General features: G+C 40.4%; 15 protein-coding genes and 5 pseudogenes. 17 read left to right on the plus strand and 3 right to left on the minus strand.

The features are described from left to right. Window positions 1-8 precede the first annotated feature (8 nt). Window positions 9-1,163, plus strand: a complete 1,155-nt coding sequence (locus PPHA_RS02725; RefSeq protein ID WP_012507360.1) for a hypothetical protein — start codon at window positions 9-11, stop codon at window positions 1,161-1,163. Between the two features lie 540 nt (window positions 1,164-1,703). Here PPHA_RS02725 and PPHA_RS16900 read toward each other — a convergent pair. From PPHA_RS16900 to PPHA_RS16905, 3 pseudogenes are all read right to left on the minus strand, one after another. Next, window positions 1,704-1,881: pseudogene (locus PPHA_RS16900) on the minus strand (IS1182 family transposase); the annotation flags it as partial. Between the two features lie 4 nt (window positions 1,882-1,885). Continuing rightward, window positions 1,886-3,119: pseudogene (locus PPHA_RS16685) on the minus strand (ISAzo13 family transposase). Window positions 3,120-3,193: 74 nt separating this feature from the next. Then, a pseudogene (locus tag PPHA_RS16905) lies at window positions 3,194-3,756 on the minus strand (transposase); the annotation flags it as partial. 18 nt (window positions 3,757-3,774) lie between these two features. Between PPHA_RS16905 and PPHA_RS16910 the strand changes: the two are divergent. The 16 genes and pseudogenes from PPHA_RS16910 to PPHA_RS02810 form a co-directional block, all read left to right on the plus strand. After that, a pseudogene (locus tag PPHA_RS16910) lies at window positions 3,775-4,344 on the plus strand (transposase); the annotation flags it as partial. A gap of 140 nt (window positions 4,345-4,484) precedes the next feature. After that, on the plus strand, window positions 4,485-4,646 hold the full coding sequence (locus tag PPHA_RS15825; RefSeq protein WP_190274013.1) for a hypothetical protein: 162 nt from the start codon (window positions 4,485-4,487) through the stop codon (window positions 4,644-4,646). 357 nt (window positions 4,647-5,003) lie between these two features. Beyond that, on the plus strand, window positions 5,004-6,269 hold the full coding sequence (locus PPHA_RS02750; protein ID WP_012507361.1) for a glycosyltransferase family 4 protein: 1,266 nt from the start codon (window positions 5,004-5,006) through the stop codon (window positions 6,267-6,269). A gap of 130 nt (window positions 6,270-6,399) precedes the next feature. Next, a complete protein-coding gene (locus PPHA_RS02755) occupies window positions 6,400-7,617 on the plus strand; it encodes a hypothetical protein (protein ID WP_190274014.1) in 1,218 nt (405 codons plus the stop codon). A gap of 418 nt (window positions 7,618-8,035) precedes the next feature. Next, window positions 8,036-8,716 (plus strand): hypothetical protein, encoded by a 681-nt coding sequence (locus tag PPHA_RS02760; RefSeq protein WP_150085566.1) that lies wholly within the window; start codon window positions 8,036-8,038, stop codon window positions 8,714-8,716. 54 nt (window positions 8,717-8,770) lie between these two features. After that, window positions 8,771-10,072 carry a glycosyltransferase family protein gene (locus tag PPHA_RS02765; protein WP_150085569.1) on the plus strand — a complete coding sequence of 434 codons (1,302 nt, stop codon included), beginning with the start codon at window positions 8,771-8,773 and terminating at the stop codon, window positions 10,070-10,072. Further along, on the plus strand, window positions 10,069-11,268 hold the full coding sequence (locus PPHA_RS02770) for a glycosyltransferase family 4 protein (protein ID WP_012507365.1): 1,200 nt from the start codon (window positions 10,069-10,071) through the stop codon (window positions 11,266-11,268). The genes PPHA_RS02765 and PPHA_RS02770 overlap by 4 nt, the downstream gene beginning before the upstream one ends. A 32-nt stretch (window positions 11,269-11,300) precedes the next feature. Beyond that, complete coding sequence (locus PPHA_RS02775; protein ID WP_012507366.1) at window positions 11,301-12,323, plus strand: polysaccharide biosynthesis protein; 1,023 nt, start codon at window positions 11,301-11,303, stop codon at window positions 12,321-12,323. A 16-nt stretch (window positions 12,324-12,339) separates the two neighbouring features. Further along, window positions 12,340-13,458, plus strand: a complete 1,119-nt coding sequence (locus PPHA_RS02780; RefSeq protein WP_012507367.1) for a polysaccharide biosynthesis C-terminal domain-containing protein — start codon at window positions 12,340-12,342, stop codon at window positions 13,456-13,458. 30 nt (window positions 13,459-13,488) lie between these two features. Beyond that, entirely contained in the window at window positions 13,489-14,619 is a 1,131-nt protein-coding gene (gene wecB / locus PPHA_RS02785; protein ID WP_041526643.1) for a non-hydrolyzing UDP-N-acetylglucosamine 2-epimerase, read from the plus strand. 180 nt (window positions 14,620-14,799) lie between these two features. Next, window positions 14,800-15,246 (plus strand): DapH/DapD/GlmU-related protein, encoded by a 447-nt coding sequence (locus PPHA_RS02790; protein WP_223293965.1) that lies wholly within the window; start codon window positions 14,800-14,802, stop codon window positions 15,244-15,246. Window positions 15,247-15,482: 236 nt separating this feature from the next. Further along, complete coding sequence (locus tag PPHA_RS14885) at window positions 15,483-16,034, plus strand: LbetaH domain-containing protein (RefSeq protein ID WP_012507370.1); 552 nt, start codon at window positions 15,483-15,485, stop codon at window positions 16,032-16,034. Beyond that, a complete protein-coding gene (locus PPHA_RS02795) occupies window positions 16,027-16,287 on the plus strand; it encodes a class I SAM-dependent methyltransferase (RefSeq protein WP_012507371.1) in 261 nt (86 codons plus the stop codon). Before PPHA_RS14885 ends, PPHA_RS02795 begins: the two co-directional genes overlap by 8 nt. A 117-nt stretch (window positions 16,288-16,404) precedes the next feature. Then, window positions 16,405-17,809: pseudogene (locus PPHA_RS02800) on the plus strand (IS1380-like element ISPph3 family transposase). A gap of 115 nt (window positions 17,810-17,924) precedes the next feature. After that, a complete protein-coding gene (locus PPHA_RS02805; RefSeq protein WP_012507372.1) occupies window positions 17,925-18,476 on the plus strand; it encodes a methyltransferase domain-containing protein in 552 nt (183 codons plus the stop codon). Further along, window positions 18,473-19,375, plus strand: a complete 903-nt coding sequence (locus PPHA_RS02810) for a glycosyltransferase family 2 protein (protein WP_012507373.1) — start codon at window positions 18,473-18,475, stop codon at window positions 19,373-19,375. The genes PPHA_RS02805 and PPHA_RS02810 overlap by 4 nt, the downstream gene beginning before the upstream one ends. Window position 19,376 lies beyond the last annotated feature (1 nt).

Raw genomic sequence — 19,376 nt, forward strand, 5'->3', positions numbered from 1 at the left:
AGGGGATCATGAATAATTTATGTGAGAGTGGAGATTTTTTGGGCATGAATAATCTATTAGGAAAGAACTCAGTAGATTCAGTAAGAATCACATTTGGCATGATTGTTTTGAACGGAGAACCGTTTACGAGATATAACTTACTGAGTCTCTATCCTTGGGCGCATCAGATTATTGTTGTGGAGGGTGCATGCCGGACAGCCAAAGCAGTTGCAACGCCAGATGGCCATTCGATTGATGGGACACTTGAAACTCTTCGCTGCTTTCAGGGAGGAGAAGATCTTGAGCATAAGGTTATCTTGGTTAGTGCCTATGATGAGGGGTATAAAGACGGATTCTGGCCTGAAAAAACTGAAATGTGTCGGGCATTTGCTAGGCGTGCTACAGGAAACTATCTTTGGCAGGTCGACTCCGATGAGTTCTACAGAGAGCTGGATATGGAAAATATTATAAAGCTACTTGAGCAGGGAGTTGGACGAATAACTTTTCCGCAACACAGTTTTTGGGGAGGAATCGACTATATTAACAAAGGTATCGGGTTGGCAATATTTGACAGAGGGATTTCTGGAGCAAGAGTGTTTGCTTGGGGAGAGGGGTTTCAGTATAAAGAACATCGTCCTCCAACTGTGGTGGATAAAGAAGGCGAAAATGTTTCACTTCGTGGTGATGTGTCATCAGCAATAATGACTAAGAAAGGGATTTATCGATATCACTACTGCTTGGTATTTCCCTCTCAGGTTTTTTCAAAAGTGAACTATTACAGTGTTCAGTCACAAGAAAAAACCAATCAGGGTGGTGGGTTCAGTTCAACTATACTTTCTTGGCATGAATTAAACTTCAAGCAGATTACACATCCATTCAAATTGCATAATTTGCCTGAGCATCTTAGTTGGATTAGGCCATTCCGTGGTATTCAACCGGTACAAGTTGTAAAAATGATGGCCGATATACGTGATGGTTTTATTTCCAATGAGTTACGCCAAACTGTTGATATTAATATTCTCTTGCGTTCTAAGTATTATCGCATAGCTACCCTTGTGTTGGATAGAATAGTTATACTGGTCATGAGTCCTCTTTGTTATCCATTATTTCGGATTGGAATGAGTGTTAAATATAGGTTAAAAAATTATTCAAATAAATTATATAGAAAACTGATAAAGTATTAAGCCCTCATAAAAAGGTGAGTAGACCAGAGGAATATCACCTCCAGCCCCTCACAGAACTACATGGGAACCTCTCAGCTCATATAGCTACCATCATCCAGCCGTCGAAGTATACCCCGAGTTCCAATGTGAAAACAGCCTGTAGGAATTGCCGTTTTAGGAAAAGTATCAATGATATCGTCCATAAATTACAAGTCCCCTTATTTTTTGGGCTATTCGCGGATTTTAGTGGGAATAGAGTAAGAAAGAGTTGGTAAGGTGTAATATTGATTCATCGAATGAGTCAGAATGGATCCCTATGATGAAAGACATGTGTATGAAAATAAGCGATAGAAACAGCATCTTTGACGATTTAAGCAAGAAACAACTGAGGCGGTAACAAAATGCACAAAAACGAGATGCAGCTTTTTATAGCCTCGTCAAGGGTCTTTATCAGCTTCGAAAGCTACCGAACAAAGGCACTATTATATCGTAGCAATCTTAACCTCCCTACTGTATTATGAAGTATTATGGTTTCACTGCAACCCACTAAATTCTGCGGAGAGCCCACCGGCTCAACCGTACATTTGCGTTTTGCATAGACGGCCTTGCCGTCCTTTGTTTTCAATCGGTGTTTCATTTTTGTTACCGCGTCAGCATCTTTGGCTATGGGTTCGGGTTCGCTGAAGCGGTCAGCAGGCGACTGGTTATGAGATTCTCTGCTTGTTGCGATGTAAGGGACACGGTCATTGTAAAAATACCGATTGAGGTCTGATGCAGATATCCCACCAACGAAGGCTTGGTGAGCGCATCAGTCTTTTTTCCAGATTCTTTTTTTCCTTGCCACAGAGCTTGATACCCTTCTGGTATACCGTCTCCACCAGCATTGACCTTGCGGCTATCCCTCGCCAAATAAATTTGCAGGCACGATTTATGACGGTTGCTACACTCTCAAGGAGATAACCATTCCATGATTTTTCTAATCCTGCCCAGTAGCGTTCAATGTTGTTATACTTACTGTGATAGGGCGGATAGTAGATCAATCGAATACCAAGTCCGGTCATATCGGCAAAGCGGCCATCCGGTACAGAAATTGACTCCGCCTCCCACTACACTCTGGACCATTATCCATGTTGAGTACCAACTCTTTGACGTGAGAAAGTGCTTGCTTTCGCTCATTCCACCACAACTCAAGTCCATCAACCATAAAGTCACTGGTCTTGTTGCTTGTGCCAAAAAACAAGAACGATTTACCGCTGACTGGTTCCAGTATACCGCCAGGAACAAGCTTTTCCTTAGGTCGCATATCATGATCCCATGCTTCTACTGCTTTGAGTCCACGAGACTTTCCGCCTCGTGAATAGAGGCCTACATGCACTGTCGCTTTGGTGTCAATGCTGAGTCTTAATGTTTCAGGATCAGCATCTGCCTGCGCATTCATTTGCCTGACATTGTCGAAGATGGCATCTGTTTCTGCTGTTTTTTTTCGACTTTGGTTTTCTGAACGGTACGTAGACGGTAGTTTTGACGATTCAAAATATTTGAGAGTGTACGAACCGCAGGCAAAGATTCTTCTGGCCATCCTTCGGCAACAAGGGCATTATAAACGGCTTGAGCTGTCATGTTCGTATAGAGCAAGGTTGTTCGTAAACGGGGTTCTGCTTGACTGCATGGCTCCATTATTTTTCGAATGGATTCGAGCAACTTCGGATTTTTCTCTTCAAATTTTGGTTTGTGTCGTTCCGACAAATCATTAATACAGGCAATGCCACTCTCAAATTCCTTGATGCCTAATGCCACCGATGAACGATTCCAGCCAAATTCATCTTCTGCTACCCGAGGTTTACCGTTCAATATCGTCAGTACCACATCTCCCATAGCTTGGCGTCGTGCTGGCCAGGGTATTGAGGAAACCAGACGAACAATCAGTTCTGCGACTTCAGGTGCTATGTTGTTGCGATTCAGTGTAGATGGCTTCATGTGCAAGTTCTCTGGATGATGGGTTGCTTTTTGAAGACAAGATAAACGGGATTACGGTATACACCAAGTCCCTAAGGGGTTATCGTTTCTTTTTCACAAAGCTCAACATTCTTTTCACTGAAATATCCGGCGTCAGCAATCACCTCGGTTAACGTTCCCAGCTTTGCAGGCAGTTTGTTCAGCTCTTCAAGAGCGGGCTGAAGCTCAAGTTTATCATTTGTATGTTGGGTAACATGAACTCCGACAATCAGCATGGTGTTGACATCGACACTGGCCTGAGCGTTATAGGCCTGCATGAATTCGCCTCCCGATACTGGCATGATTCGTGACTCCTCATCCGTCAAATTAACCTCCTCACTCCAGGCTCTGGTGCTTTCGGTATTTTGCCTCTGCTTTTTTTACCACGCTCTTGCGCTTTCCGTTCACGCTCTGCCAGTTTCTCCTCATGCTCAGCTTGTTCTTTTGCGTATCGCTCCTCAGCTCGACGTTCAATTTCAAGCTTTGCCTTGGCAATAGCTTCAAGCCGTTTTTCACGGCGTTCAAGCTCTTCAGGAATACTCATCCCGTCCGGGATTGCTGACTGATCGGCCTGTTCAGCCTGACGAAGCAGGGAGTCAACTTCCGCTTTCAACTTCTGCAACAGACCGAGCCTCTTGAAAAACCGTTGCCCAAGAGAAGTCAACGTCATGGTGGCAATGCCATGAACTTTGACGTACGTACTGAGTTGTGCAACATTCTTGGGATTGATCTTACGGAGATCCATGGTATAGGGGCGACGCTTGTATTGAAGTTGATCGCAGAATGTGGTACCGATATGTCATGCTGGCCGACATCCAAGCACTTTACCTCATGGCAGTGCTTGGCTCCAGCCAACAAGATATCCGGTGGCAAGGTACTCTCTTCCAGAACAAGGAAGTCATCCAACCGAGTTTCAACGCTGCTCCGATTAGCGATTCCCGTTCTTGGCAAGACCGATAGTGCATTAGGGGGGATTTCTACCGAAGATTGGCAGCTCGATCAGGGAAGTCGTTAGTCATTACTGCGACGGCAAGAAAAATCGCTACGATCTTTTACAAAATCCTCAGATACGGCATCAAATATATCGATCCGGGTGCTGGTTATTATGATGAGAAGTATAAAGCTCGCACCCTTGAGGGACTTTGAAGAAGAGCCGATACCTTTTGGCTTTACCCTGCAAGTAATGCCGGTTACCGTGATGGCATAGTGGAGTTTTTTAGGAACAGATACCTCGCTGCTTGCGGCGGGAAGTTTCATTTTGCCCAAACGTCCAGTATATTTTAGAAACTGGATGGATGGCTGCGGTATCGACTACGTGCGTTGCAACTCAAGCAATGGCGACGGGGAATGACGGTATATCGTGAAGTACGGAAAATGGGTGCGAGTGAGGAACAAGCTTGGAGAGTGGCGATCAATGTGCGCCGCTGGTGGTACATGAGCCGCTACGAGATGAACCGTGTTATGCCCATTGCCTACTTCGATAAACTTGGTGTACCCCGACTCTCATGACCTCAACTACTCGAACCGCCCGGTGCGGTCCCGTATGCCGGGTGGTGTGGAAGGGGAATGGATAGGATTTCTGGCCCTCACCAATCCCGATTAGCTACACTTTGTATTAGTACCCCTCTACATGGGCGATGCCTTTATAAGTGAATAATTTAAAAAACGCTAAAAACACGGCACACCAATCTAAATTGATGACGATTGCAACTTGTCTAATTTAATTGGTTTACAATCTGACAGTAGTGATAGTGTTAGTATAAAAAAAGTAAATATCACCTAAGTGGTTATAAGTCTTTTACTCGAAGCTATGCCGCGATATAGTGAATTAATGAATCTTAACTTCATATATTATAGTAGAAAGTTATGCGAATTCTTTGGATTACAAATACATTATTTCCTGAGCCAAGTATTGCACTTTCTTTGCCTGTTCCTGTTGTAGGTGGTTGGATGTATGGACTTGCGGAAAATCTTGTCGCAAAAAAAGATATTTCTCTTGCTGTTGCTACGGTATACAATGATGATGGTCTTAAACGTATGGATTTGAATGGTATAGTATATTATATGTTGCCTTCTAAAAAACAAAACAGTTATCAAAAAAGCCTTGAGCCATTATGGAAAGACATAGTTTCAAGTTTTATGCCTGATTTAGTGCATATACACGGTACTGAATATCAACATGCTTTAGCCTGTATGCGTTCTTGTCCCAACGCACAATACTTAGTATCGATGCAAGGACTTGTTAGTGTTTATGCAAGATATTATTATGCTGATTTGAATGCTATTGACATCATTATGAATATTTCAATAAGAGATATTTTGAGATTAGATACCATTTTTCATGGAAAAAATAATTTTATTAACCGTGGTATATATGAAAAAGAATATATAAATCGGACAAAACATGTAATCGGTCGTACAACATGGGACCTTGCTCATACAAAGGCAATTAATACAACAGTGAATTATCATCATTGTAATGAAATTTTGCGTAAAAGCTTTTATGAAGCACCAAAATGGAGTTGTAAAAAAAAGAATGATTACACAATATTTCTAAGTCAGGCATCATATCCTATAAAAGGACTGCATCAAGTTTTAAAGGCTATTGCACTTCTTATTAAAGAATTCCCGCAGATAAGGTTGAGAGTAGCTGGTCATTCTATTATTAACCGTGGAACATTAATAAACAGACTTAAAATTGATGGCTATGGATCTTATATTAGACAATTAATAAATACGTTAAAGCTTTATGATCGAATTGTGTTCACTGGCCCTTTGGTAGAGGAGGAGATGATAAGAGAATACCTTCATGCTCATTTGTTTATATGTCCATCAAGTATAGAAAATAGTCCTAATTCTCTTGGTGAAGCTCAGATTTTGGGTGTGCCAACGATCGGATCTTATGTTGGCGGAATTCCAGATATGATTACCCATGGAGAAACAGGACTATTATATCGCTTTGAAGAAGTTGAAATATTAGCAGAAAATATAAGACGAGTGTTTACTGATCATAAATTCTCTCAGCGTATATCACAACAAGAAATAATAGAAGCTGAAAAACGTCATAGTAGGACTGCTAATTGCGATGAAACAATCAATATTTATGAAAATATTATTTTAAAAAATGTTTAGAGATGGTATTATTACCTTGCAGTATTTTGTTGTGTGTAGAATATATGTCAAAAAAATTATTTCTTTAATCTACTTTTTTTGACATATGCAATATATAACTCATTATAGCAGTAAAAACAAGTTGCCGATATTGCATAAGCATATAGGAATTAATATGTATTGGATTCAGGATGCTTGTTGGGTTTTGTTCCTTATTTTTCTTATGTGTGAAAGCGTTAAAGTTGTCGCTCTTTTTCGTTTAGTTCCTATTGCCGCTGGAATTGGTTTATATCTTATGGGAAGTCAAATATCACGCTATGACTATAGACGACTAATTATTTTTTTATATTTGAATGTTGCCGTATTACTCGCGGTTATACAGTCTGGTCGTTATGAGATATTGTTATTTTCATTTGTTCGCGCTTTTTTAGTGCCATTTTATGTTATTGTATATCTTTCACAGCGAGGGATAAGACGACAAACGTTGATTGTAATCGCGTTATCTGTGCTTCCACAGTTGTTTGTATATTTCACTGGTATAACATTTTCAGATTATCAACCGTATACATTTGCATTACAATTTTGTGGTTTAGCCGGTGACCCCAACTATCTTTCTTCATATTTGGTTATATCGTTGGGAGCACAGCTTGCTCTGCTACGCGAACCAGAATCTCGCGTCAATTTGTTTATCTGGATTATAATGGCCTTTATAACAGTATTTCTTATACTCATATCTGTTTCTCGAGCTGGTACAATGGCGATGATTCTCTCATTGGTAATATTTGCTTTTTCTTTCAAATACAAAAATCCTTACAGACAGTTTCTAATTATATCAGCGATATTGTATGCAACAATTAACATGAGTCCATTTGTCCTTGAACAGGCATCTTCTGATTCTATATTTAGTAAATTGTATAACAGATTTACGGTTGAGGGAGATTCATCTCTTCAAGAAAATTCAAGATATGGTGTCATGGAAAGGGGGTTTAAACAAATTTTTCAAAGAGGTCCGATAGAATATACTGATGAAAGCATTATTCTTGCACAAGAAGGAACTCTTATTCACAATACTTTAATTAGACTTGGTATAAGTTATGGTTGGTTGTCAGCTATTACCCATATCATTGTATGGGTGCTTGGCCTTTTGAGTTTAATTATATTATTTATACGTGAATTTTTTTTATATAAAAAATATGCCTATCATGTAAACATGGCACTATTACCTGTAATGTTACTTGTATTGCCATATTTCTTTGTTATTATGTCAATTCCTGCTTTAGAGCAGAATTTATATTGGGCACAGTTTGGGATGATTTTTACTTTTTTTTCTAACAAAAAAAGTAGTTTATACAATTATAAAAATGTATAGAATAGTAAATTAATATCTGTACGAAAAAGGCTCAATATTTAGCTTACATTTTTAAATGTTTTGGGCAATTCTTTCAGAGAGTTTATCATTTGAGAAAATATTATTGATGTTGATAAGATTTTATTAATCATAGTGTTATTATTTGTAAAATATATATTAAATGTTGTATTGTAAAACACAGTTCGGTCAAGGACTTCTTGGAAGGGGTATGGGGTTTGGTAATCGGCTTTTTCCTTGGGCAAGATGCCGTATATTTGCATTTGTCAATTCAGCACAGATGATATCTCCCGTTTGGTTAAGGCCTGCTATTAGTCAGATATTTAGAGGCGGAATCGATTATAATAGTTACGTTCGACAATTGATATTATTTGGACTATTCCGTAGACGTTCGAATGATTTGAGTGTAATCAAAGGGTTAATGACGACAAGCAGAATATCTGTTTTCCATGAGCCAGATTCTTTGGAGTCCCAATATCCGGTTCAAACAGAGAAAAAAAATGTGACCATTATTTTTTCTGGATACGAAAATTATTTTTTACCTCTTAATAATTGGCATAATTTTCTTTATGATGAATTACAACTTATCACTAAGGTAAAATATTTAAATATTGTTGATTCTGTTGGTTGTATTCCTATTGGCATATGTGTTCGCTGTGGCAATGATTTTGGCGAGCCAGTTATTATAAATGGTAAGTTGCAAAAAGGACAAAAAACACCCATAAAATGGTTTGTAAGATGCCTTAATATAATACGAAGTGAAATAAATTATCCCTGTCGTGCAGTTGTGATATCAGATGGAACACATCGACAATTAGATGAACTATTATCATTAGAAAATGTACAGTTATTACGACCTGCTTCTGCTATCAGTGATCTTCTTGTTTTAGCAAAAACAAGTCTTCTTATCGGATCAGGTTCAAGTTCTTTTGTCGCATGGGGTTGTTACCTTGGGCAAATGCCCAGTATTTCTCATCCAGGACAGTCTCTTTTAGATTGGGGTATTGCTCCTAAAAAAGGCCAATATATTGGTGAGTTTGATCCTAACAACCCATCTGAAGAGTTTTTATCTCAAGTTAGAGTAGTTCTCAACAAAAGTTAATCTGTTAATGATAGCATGGTAAGTTCTGAATACCCGAGGGTTTTGCTGGTACTGATGGCTAAGATTAAGATAGAGGAGCCTATAAATCTCATTATTAGAAAACAGTTTGGACAATGGCCATCGGATCATCTTGCACAGATATATTCTGGTGAATCAAAGGGATCAGGAGAGTTTTGTGATTATTATTATCATTTGCAGGCTAATGACCGTGTTTTTGGTAGTATCTATAATAAAATACGCAGAGGCATTGTTGATATAGTTGCGATTCACTCAGAAAATAATCATTCGAACATTAAAAGAACATACTCGTTTAAGAGTTTTATTGCCGTTATCAAGAAGCATTTTGGTGAGTGGCTAATAGCTTCAGGGTTATGGGAAATGATTTTTCGTGTACGTTTATCATCTTCTATGGCGACGTTTGTTAGCGAATTTAAGCCGGACTTGATCTATTGTCAGGGCTATTCGTTGGGATTTGTAACTCTGCCAATGCTGATTGCCAAACGATTTAGTATTCCAATTTGCTTTCAGACCACAGATGACTGGCCAAGTTATACTTACAATTCTTTTCCTATGGGCAGTATTCTACGCCACCGAACACGGCAATTAGTATCAAGAGCTACTCTTCGTATGGCTTTTGGTGAAAAAATGCAGCGGTTGTATAAGCGTAGGTATGGTGAAAGCTTTGACGTAACATACCATTTAGATGATCCTATGCGATTTCTGATGAGTTCTGGCTCTAAAATTGAACAAGAGATCATTATTAAACAGCATAGGATTGTTTATACCGGTAGTCTTGCATTACGCCGTTATGAAGCTCTTCAAGACTTACTTGCTGCAGTCAAAATAATGAAAAATAATAGTATAGAGATTCAAATTGATGTTTATTGTTCAGGAATACCAAAAGATCTACCAATAGAACTTCTTGACGCTTCTGAGATTGTGTTTTATCCTTTGCCATCCCATGAAGAAATTCCGAAAGTGCTGTCTACGGCATCGGTATTATTTCTTCCGGAATCTTTTAATGTGGCTCAAAAAATGATAGAATATTCCATATCCAGCAAGGCCCATCTTTACATGATGAGTGGTCAGCCTATATTGGTTTATGGACCGGAATATAGTGGAACTGTTGAGTATGCTGTACGTATGGGTTGGGGTGTCGTTGTTTCGAAACGTAGTGTTTTACTACTCAAAGCTGCATTGAGGGAGTTGCTTGATAGTGAACAGAGAAAATGTCAGATCCGTTTGAATGCTCAAGAGTGTATACAGCGTTATCATAATATGAAAGATGGACAAGATAAATTTCTTAAGATGCTTAAAAGTATAGAACATATCGAAGAAAAATCTATTGTGAAATGATTAAGCTTGGGCAGCAAATGCTGCTATCAAAAAATCCGTCATTGGTATTTATTAGTAATGGAATAACTCCCTATGGCACTCATTTTCTTGAGAGAATTGCTGGTGAGTTATTTGATTTTAAATTGCACACGATCTATTCTTATGAATTCAGTATGGGTAAGTGGCAGATTACTCTAAAACCCATACTAAATGCAGTCGTTTTAGGCAAAGATGAGTACGCGATTCAGCATTATAATCTCTCTGCGATTAGACATTCTTATTCTCGATATCTGCAATTAGTTAAAGAAATAAAAACAATTAGCCCTATTGCCGTAATTGTTTTAGGATATGGAAATATCGCTCATTATCTTTTGATAGAATGGTGCTATAAAAATGATATAGCTTGTTTGATATTAGGTGATAGCAATATACTCGGAGATTGTAATAGTGGTTTAAGGTCATTTATAAAGTCGATTATAGTAAAACGAGTTGTTTCCTGTTGTAGTGCATTTCTTCCTTGTGGTACTCTTGGTAGCCAATATTTTGAAAAATATGGTGCTCGGCCTGAGCAGATATTCTTTTCGCCTGTTGAGCCGGATTATTCGTTGATTGAGGAGATTTCGACGGATACAGTAAAGTCTCTGACGATGCAGTTCAAATTTGATCCTGATCGTTATCGTCTAATATATTCCGGGAGGTTGGTTGCGATTAAACGTCTTGATCTGTTAATCGATGCATTTGCTAAAATTGCAGAGCAACGTTCTGAATGGGATTTACTTATTGTTGGTGGTGGGTCTTTGGAAGCAGAACTCAAAATGCGTATTCCAGATTGGTTAAGGCATAGAGTTTATTGGACTGGATTTGTCAGTTCTCAAGAGCATATGTCTGCACTGTATCAGTTTGCAGATATATTGGTGCTGCCATCGGATTATGAGCCGTGGGCTCTTGTTGTTAATGAAGCAGTCTGCGCTGGTTTAGCATTGGTTTGCTCTGATGCTGTTGGTGCTGCCTTTGAATTGCTATGTGATGGTGAGAATGGTCGTTATTTCCATGCAGGCGATGTGGAATCGCTGATTGAAGCTCTATTGGATGTTACTAAGGCAGAAAATCTCCTCAAATATAAAATTGCATCAAAGCAGATTCTTAGTTTATGGAGGAAGAAAGCTGACCCCGTTGATGGGCTTAGATGTGCTTTGGAATACTGTTTTCGAACGTGATTGGCATCGTGAATTTAAAACAATACACATAAATGTTCAAAGATAAAAAGCTTTTTATAACAGGTGGCACAGGTACTTTTGGCAATGCTGTTTTAAGGCGTTTCCTTCAGACTGATATAGCGGAAATTCGAGTTTTCAGTAGGGACGAAAAGAAGCAAGATGATATGCGCAAGCATTATGCTCATACCAAGCTTAAGTTTTACATTGGGGATGTGCGCAATGCGGATAGTGTAAGGGATGCGATGGAGGGTGTTGACTTTATTTTTCATGCGGCGGCTCTGAAACAGGTTCCTTCCTGTGAGTTTTTTCCTGTTGAGGCGCTTCGTACCAATGCGATGGGTACACACAATGTGCTTACACAGGCTACTGCTGTTGGTGTGAAGCGGGTGGTAGTGCTGAGTACTGATAAAGCAGTCTATCCGATTAACGCGATGGGTATCTCAAAGGCTATGATGGAGAAAATTGCCGTTGCCCAGTCGCGTGTTTCTGGGAGTCGGACGGTTATTAACGTGACGCGTTATGGTAATGTGATGGCAAGTAGGGGTTCTGTTATTCCGCTGTTTCTGAAGCATATCCAGGAGGGTCGGCCCATGACCATCACTGATCCCAAAATGACTCGTTTCATGATGACGATTGATGATGCAGTTGATCTTGTGCTTTATGCCTTCACTCATGGTCAGCCAGGTGATACTTTTGTGCAGAAGGCACCAAGTGCTACTATTGAAGTGTTGGCGTTGGCACTGAAGAAACTGATGAAGAGCGATGTCTCAGTTAGCATCATCGGTACACGCCATGGGGAAAAACTTTATGAATCGCTTCTGACCCGTGAAGAGCTTACAGTTGCTCAGGATTTGGGCGGGTATTACCGAGTTCCTGCTGATAATCGTGATTTGAACTATGCTGCTTTTTTCAGTGAAGGGCGTGAAGAGGTGTCACTGAAGGAGGATTATAATTCACATAACACTGCAAGAGTTGATGTTGATGGCATGTGTGAGTTGCTTTTGAAGCTTGATTGCGTGAATGCTGCGATGAGAGGTGAACGGGTTGAGGTTTAACAATTTTGAAAATACCATGAATGTTCTTGTAACCGGGTCGAAGGGTTTTGTAGGCAGGAATCTTTGTTCTGTTTTGCGTACGATGGAGAGTATACAGCTTGTAGAATTTGATTGTGATAATACTTCTGCGGAACTGGAGCCTATGCTTGGTGAGGCTGAGGTAGTTTTTCATCTTGCCGGAGTTAACCGTCCGAAAAACGATGAGGAGTTCAGGAGCGGAAATACGGGGTTGACTGAAGAACTATGTGCTATTCTTCAGCGGTTGGAACGGACTCCGAAGATTATTTTGGCTTCTTCCATTCAGGCAGAACTTGACAATCCTTATGGTAGCAGCAAGTTGCAGGCGGAACAAGTACTACGGGGTTTTGCAGAAATAACCAGTGCACGGGCGGTTGTTTACCGCTTTAAGAATCTTTTTGGTAAATGGTGCCGTCCAAACTACAATTCGGTGACAGCAACTTTTTGCCATAATATTGCTCACGGGTTACCGGTTACTATTTCCGATCCGGGTCGCTCGCTTGAGTTGACCTATATTGATGATGTTGTTGCTGCATTGGTTGGTGAAATTCCTGCAGAGGAAGGAGTGAAGGAATCAGGCTTTGCATTTGGTGCGGATCTTAGTGCATATTCCATAACACTTGGCGAGCTTGCAGGCTTGATTACATCATTTCGCGAATCACGTCAAACCCTTGTTTTACCTGGTTTTGACAGTCTATTTGTCAAGGCGCTTTATGCTACCTATCTCTCCTATCTTGAGGGCGATGATTTTGCCTATCCGCTTCAGATCAGATCTGACGAACGGGGAAGCCTTGCCGAAATGTTGAAGAGCAACGCGTTTGGGCAGATTTTTGTTTCACGTACCAAGCCGGGGATTACCAGAGGCAACCACTATCACCATACCAAAACGGAAAAGTTCATGGTTGTGGAAGGAGATGCGGTGATTCGTTTCCGGCAGATTGATGGAGTAGAGGTGATCGAACATCGGGTCTCTGGAAAAGAGTTTCGTGTTGTCGATATACCTCCAGGTTATACACACCACATCAGCAATATCGGTGAAAATGAACTGGTAACCCTTTTCTGGGCCTCCGAGATATTTAATCCGGAAAAGCCGGATACTTACTTTTTGCAGGTCTGATTGTAACATATAAAATTTATAAAGCGTGTGGTGAAAAAGATAAAGGTAATGACTATTGTGGGTACTCGGCCGGAGATTATCCGTCTCTCCCGGGTGCTGGCGAAGCTGGATGAGCATACGGAGCATGTGCTGGTGCATACGGGGCAGAATTACGATTATGAGCTGAACCAGATATTTTTTGACGATCTTGATATCCGCAAGCCTGACCATTTTCTTGATGCTGCAGGTTCTACTGCGGCAGAAACCGTTGGATTGATTATTGCAAAAGCGGATGTGGTTATGGCCACTGTAATGCCTGATGTGCTGTTGATTCTTGGCGATACTAATTCCTGCCTTGCCGTTTATCCTGCCAAACGTCGAAAAATCCCTGTTTTTCATATGGAAGCTGGTAATCGCTGTTTTGATTATCGGGTACCTGAGGAGATCAACCGCAAGATTGTTGACCATACGGCTGATATTAATCTGACTTACAGCGATATTGCTCGGGAATATCTGTTACGTGAAGGGTTGTTTGCTGACCGGATTATCAAAACCGGAAGCCCGATGTTTGAAGTGCTGATGCATTACCATGATAAGATTGACCGTTCTGATGTGCTTGAACGGCTGAGTCTTAGCGACGGAGAGTACTTTGTGGTAAGTGCCCATCGTGAAGAGAACATCGAATCGGATCTAAATTTTATGAAGCTTGTCACCATTCTGAATGGACTTGCTGAAAAGTATGGTAAACGGGTGATTGTTTCAACCCATCCCAGAACCCGCAAACGAATTGATGTGAGCGGCGTGGTTTTTAATCCACTTGTTGAGCTGTTGAAGCCGCTCGGTTTTTTGGATTATGTTCATCTGCAGGTGCATGCCAGGGCTGTTCTCTCTGACAGCGGTACCATAACCGAGGAGTCATCGATCCTGAATTTTCCTGCGCTCAATATCCGTGAAGCACATGAGCGTCCGGAAGGAATGGAAGAAGCATCTGTGATGATGGTAGGTCTTGAGGTTGATCGTGTGATGCAGGCGCTCGGGATTCTTGAGACTCAGCCAAGAGGTGAGCTCCGTAGTTTGCGCCAAGTTGAGGATTATTCAATGCTGAATGTTTCTGATAAAGTGGTTCGATTGATACTCAGTTATACAGATTATGTGAATAGGGTGGTGTGGAAAAAGTATTAAAAGGCATTTTAATGTGTTTTGTTTTTATAAAAGTCAGAAAATAGCGTTTAACAAAATGTTATGAATCCTATACGACTGATATGTCCAACAAATTCTAGACAATATCATGCATTTCGTTCAGTATTGATGTGGTTTAGATGCATCAAATATGGGTTAAAGTTTGTTGATAAAACATTTTATATGGCACCTGGTTCTCATGTAAGCAAAGATTTGATAGCCGGAAAATATAGCTTTATTGGCTCTGAATGTATGATAGGTCCAAAGGTTAAATTAGGTAATTATGTGATGTTTGCTCCACGTGTTGCAGTCGTTGGAGCTGATCACATTTTCAACAAATCGGGTCGTCCAATTATTTTTTCAGGTCGTCCAGAAATGCCTTTAACAATTATTGAAGATGATGCATGGGTTGGTTATGGTTCTATTCTTATGGCTGGAATCAGGATCGGGCGTGGTGCTATTGTGGCTGCAGGTGCAGTAGTCACAAAAGATGTTCCTGCATATGAAATACATGGAGGCGTTCCTGCTAAAAAAATTGGAATAAGATTTCAGACTATTGAAGATTGTCAGTTTCATGATAAGATGTTGGCTTTACCTCCAAAACGTGGATTATATTGTTCCAATACATAACAATATTTCGATCTTGTAGTGTTAAATTGCTATAGGATATATTCTACTAAGATTTGTTTCGTTAGAGAAACGATAAAAACTGAATCATTCTCCCATATCTTTATCGTAGGGCAATGGATTCAAATACAATTGTAAAATTTGCATAAAAAAATCTACAATAGTCTTTTGTGTTTATGTCATTTAACATTTGAAAAATGATATAGACGGACTGTTTGATAAAAGACTAATTCACTGTAATGGCAAAAAAACTCCAACATAGTTCACTACCTCTCAAAAACAAACTTGCTCGTATTCTATGGCAGATAGTATGGCGTTTTTTTTATAGACCAACACCTCGGCTTTTTCATTCTTGGCGTTCTTTTTTGCTTCGCATTTTTGGTGCTAAAATTGGCAAATCAGTTCATCCATATCCTTCTGCACGTATTTGGGCGCCTTGGAATTTAGAAATGGGTGATCATTCGTGTTTGAGTGAAAATGTGGACTGCTATTGCGTCGACAAGATATGTATTGGAGCGCATTCCACGGTCAGTCAGTATAGTTTTTTGTGTTCAGCAAGTCACGACTATACACTGGATGCCATGCCATTGGTAACAGCTCCAATCACGATTGGTGAACGTGTATGGATAACCGCTGATGTTTTTGTTGGGCCTGGTGTGACGATCGGTGATGGTGCCGTAGTGACAGCGCGATCGAGTGTCTTTCGTGATCTCCCTCCTTGGATGGTTGCTTGTGGTAATCCCGCTGTACCGGTAAAGAAACGTAAATCTAACGATATATGTGATGAATAAAAATGAAATATCGGGATATCGATGGGGGAGTGCTGAGCTTTCAAACATTCATGATGACCTGATTCCTGAAGTTTTGCTTGAATTGAATAGGCTACAGTTAACTTTGGTGGGAAAGGCAAGAGTTTTTGAACTTGGCTGCGGAAACGGGAGTGTAGCGAATCTGCTGACAAAGCATGGTTGGGATGTCACTGGTATAGATCCTTCGACAGAGGGTATTGTTCGTGCATTAGAGAGCTATCCGTCTTTGACCTAAACTGAGCGATTTGTTATAAAAAAAGCTCCCATATTTACGGTTAAAGTGTTATATTAAAATGTGTAACGGGAAATTACCACTTGTAATGCAACACAAACAGAAAAATAAGGAAGCTCTATGTCGAAAGGTACAAAAAATAGCCGCAAAAAAGACCATCACATCAGTTCTGTCGGGACAACCAATGATTGTATTACCAACCGTGCTGGGCTGACATTGTTCGCCACCTATCTGCAGAGTATTCAGCTCATGCCGATTATGGATGAAATGTTTTGTGCCATGCGAAAAAACAAAAAAGGCGTCCCGGTTGTTGATCTGCTTCTTCAATTGTTGTGCTTTTTTATGGATGGTACCAGCCGTCACCTGACGCAGTTCGACCAGCTCAAAAAAGAAAGGAGCTATGCTCCGCTGATTGGCTGTAAGCCAGAGCACTTGGCATCGTCTCATGCAGTCAAGAGATTTTTTGGAATTTTCTCTTTTCATCAAGTCAAGCTGTTCCGTTATTTATTGCAAAAGATTTTTTTGTGGCGTCTGAAAATTGATCAGCCCGCAGTTATTGAACTGGGTATTGATTCTATGGTGATGGATAATAATGATGCTCTGAAACGAGAAGGTGTTGAACCAACGTACAAGAAAGTCAACGGTTTTCATCCCGTACAAATGAATTGGGGCAGGTACTTTGTTGATGCTGTTTTCCGTGTTGGCTCAGATCATTCAAATCATGGTCAAACGGTTGAAATGATGATACGTCATATTGTTGCTACGATCAGAAAGGAGTATCGTGTTAACGTACCGATCATTATTCGAATGGATTCCGGCTTCTACGATCAGAAGTTGTTCCAAAACCTGTGAGTCGTTGCATGTTGGTTATATATGCGGCGGAAAGCTTTACGACAATGTAAAAAAAGCTGCGGAGGAGAACGCCAATTGGTCTAACTTTAACTCGCACAATAAAAAGGAGATATGGGAGTATACCGAGTTTATGTGTCAACAAGAAACTTGGGATTTGGCCCGTCGGACGATTTATAGTCGTATGATTCAGCATGACCGGCAACTTGTCGTACCTGGACTGGGTACTGATAGCGTCATCGTCACCAACATTGGTATGGGTTGTTGTTTGATTGACGAACTTCTCTATCAAGCCGGTGCCGAGAATCTTCTTTTCGCTCACGATATTCTCGGAAACTATCACCAGCGTGGCAATGATGAATTGGCCAACCGTGCCATCAAAAACTTTGGCGAAGAACAATTACCCTTCAAGTATTTTTATGCTAATGCAGCATGGTACTTTCTCATGCTGCTTGGTAATAATCTGTTCGAGAGCTTCAAAGCAGATGTCAGCTCATCAGTTATTGCTACAACAGTTTATGCAGATACATTTCGTCGGCAGCTTATTGATACCGCAGCCAAAATTGTTCGTAATGGCAAAAAGCTTATGATGAAAGTTCCAACGGACTGCTTTCATCGGCTGCAATTCGATAAACTCTTTGAGCGCTGTTTAAACGTTACTGTTTTGATGTGTTAAACAACGCGTTACGGCAATAGAATGCCTATGCCAATTAGCATTGGAGGGGAGGTTGCGCCCAAAAAGAACCTACCACAGCTATTTCGCTCAGATTGTCACAATATTTTTAAAATGAGTGCCTTGCTGTTCAGAAAATGGACAAGCAATTGGGTCTGGAATAATCTTTTTTGGTATAAAATCAGGATTCTTCAGGCTGTTTGGCTATAATTTGTCTCAATTGTTTTTCTTTTCTGTATTTCTGACGTTGGATGGGTTGCTGTTTTACGAATCGCTCAGTTTAGGTTTGAAATTATTTCCAGGCTCCGCATATGATAATTTATATGAGTGCTATGGAGCATTCCCTGTTGTTACAAGTTTTGAAGTGGTCGAGCATGTTTATTTTCCTCGAGAATATGCCGCCACGCTCTTTTCTTTATGCGAACACGGTGGAACGGTTATTCTTTCAACACCTTATCATGGCTACTGGAAGAATCTTGCCTTGGCATTTACAGGTAAGATGGATGCCCATTTTACAGCACTCTGGGATTACGGTCATATTAAATTCTGGTCGATGAAAACATTGACTCAGTTACTACTGGAAGCGGGTTTTGAGAATATCCGGTTTAAACGGGTGGGGCGCATACCGGTATTGGCAAAATCGATGATTGCTATTGCTACAAAAAAATGAAAATCACTGCCATTATTTTGACTTTTAACGAAGAGCGACATCTTGCACGCTGCATTGCCAGTTTGAAAGGTATTGTAAGTGAAATAATTGTTGCGGATTGTTTTTCAACTGATGCAACACTGGATATTGCATGTGCAAATGGGGCAAGAGTAATTCAGCATGAATGGGTTAGCCATGCAGCTCAATTTAACTGGGCACTTACCCAACTTGCTGCTGATACTGACTGGGTTTTGCGTGTTGATGCTGATGAATATTTGACTCCTAATCTTATTGCTGAAATTAAGTCCACTCTACCGGGTATTGGAACGAAGATCGATGGAGTGTATTGTAGTCGTCGTATGACATTTCAGGGCAGATTGATTCGTCATGGTGGCGTTTTTCCAGCACGTGTTTTGCGTCTGTTTCGTTATGGACGTGGTCAGTGTGAAAATCGTTGGATGGATGAACACATCAAAGTTGCTGGTCCGACCGTTGATTTTAATGGCGAAATGATTGATGATAGCCTTAATTCGCTTACTTGGTGGACAGAGAAGCACAATAAATATGCAAGCAGGGAAGCCGTCGATTTATTGAACCTGGAATATGGTTTTATGCCTCATGATTCTGTTGCCAGTTTGCGTAATGGCAAACAGACTGGAGTGAAGCGCTGGCTGAAGGAAGAGGTATATGCGCGACTTCCTGGAGGATTTCGTGCATTTACCTATTTTTTTTATCGGTATGTAATCCGGATGGGTTTTCTTGATGGTCAGGCAGGTACAGCCTTTCATTTTCTTCAAGGATTCTGGTACCGATATTTGGTAGACGCTAAAGTGTTTGAGGTGAAACGGTATATGCGGGATACAAATGCAAATATTGTGATGGCGATTGATAAAGTGTTGGGTGTTAAATTGGAAAGCTGAG

The organism is Pelodictyon phaeoclathratiforme BU-1 (assembly GCF_000020645.1).
GTDB classification, from domain to species: domain Bacteria; phylum Bacteroidota; class Chlorobiia; order Chlorobiales; family Chlorobiaceae; genus Chlorobium; species Chlorobium phaeoclathratiforme.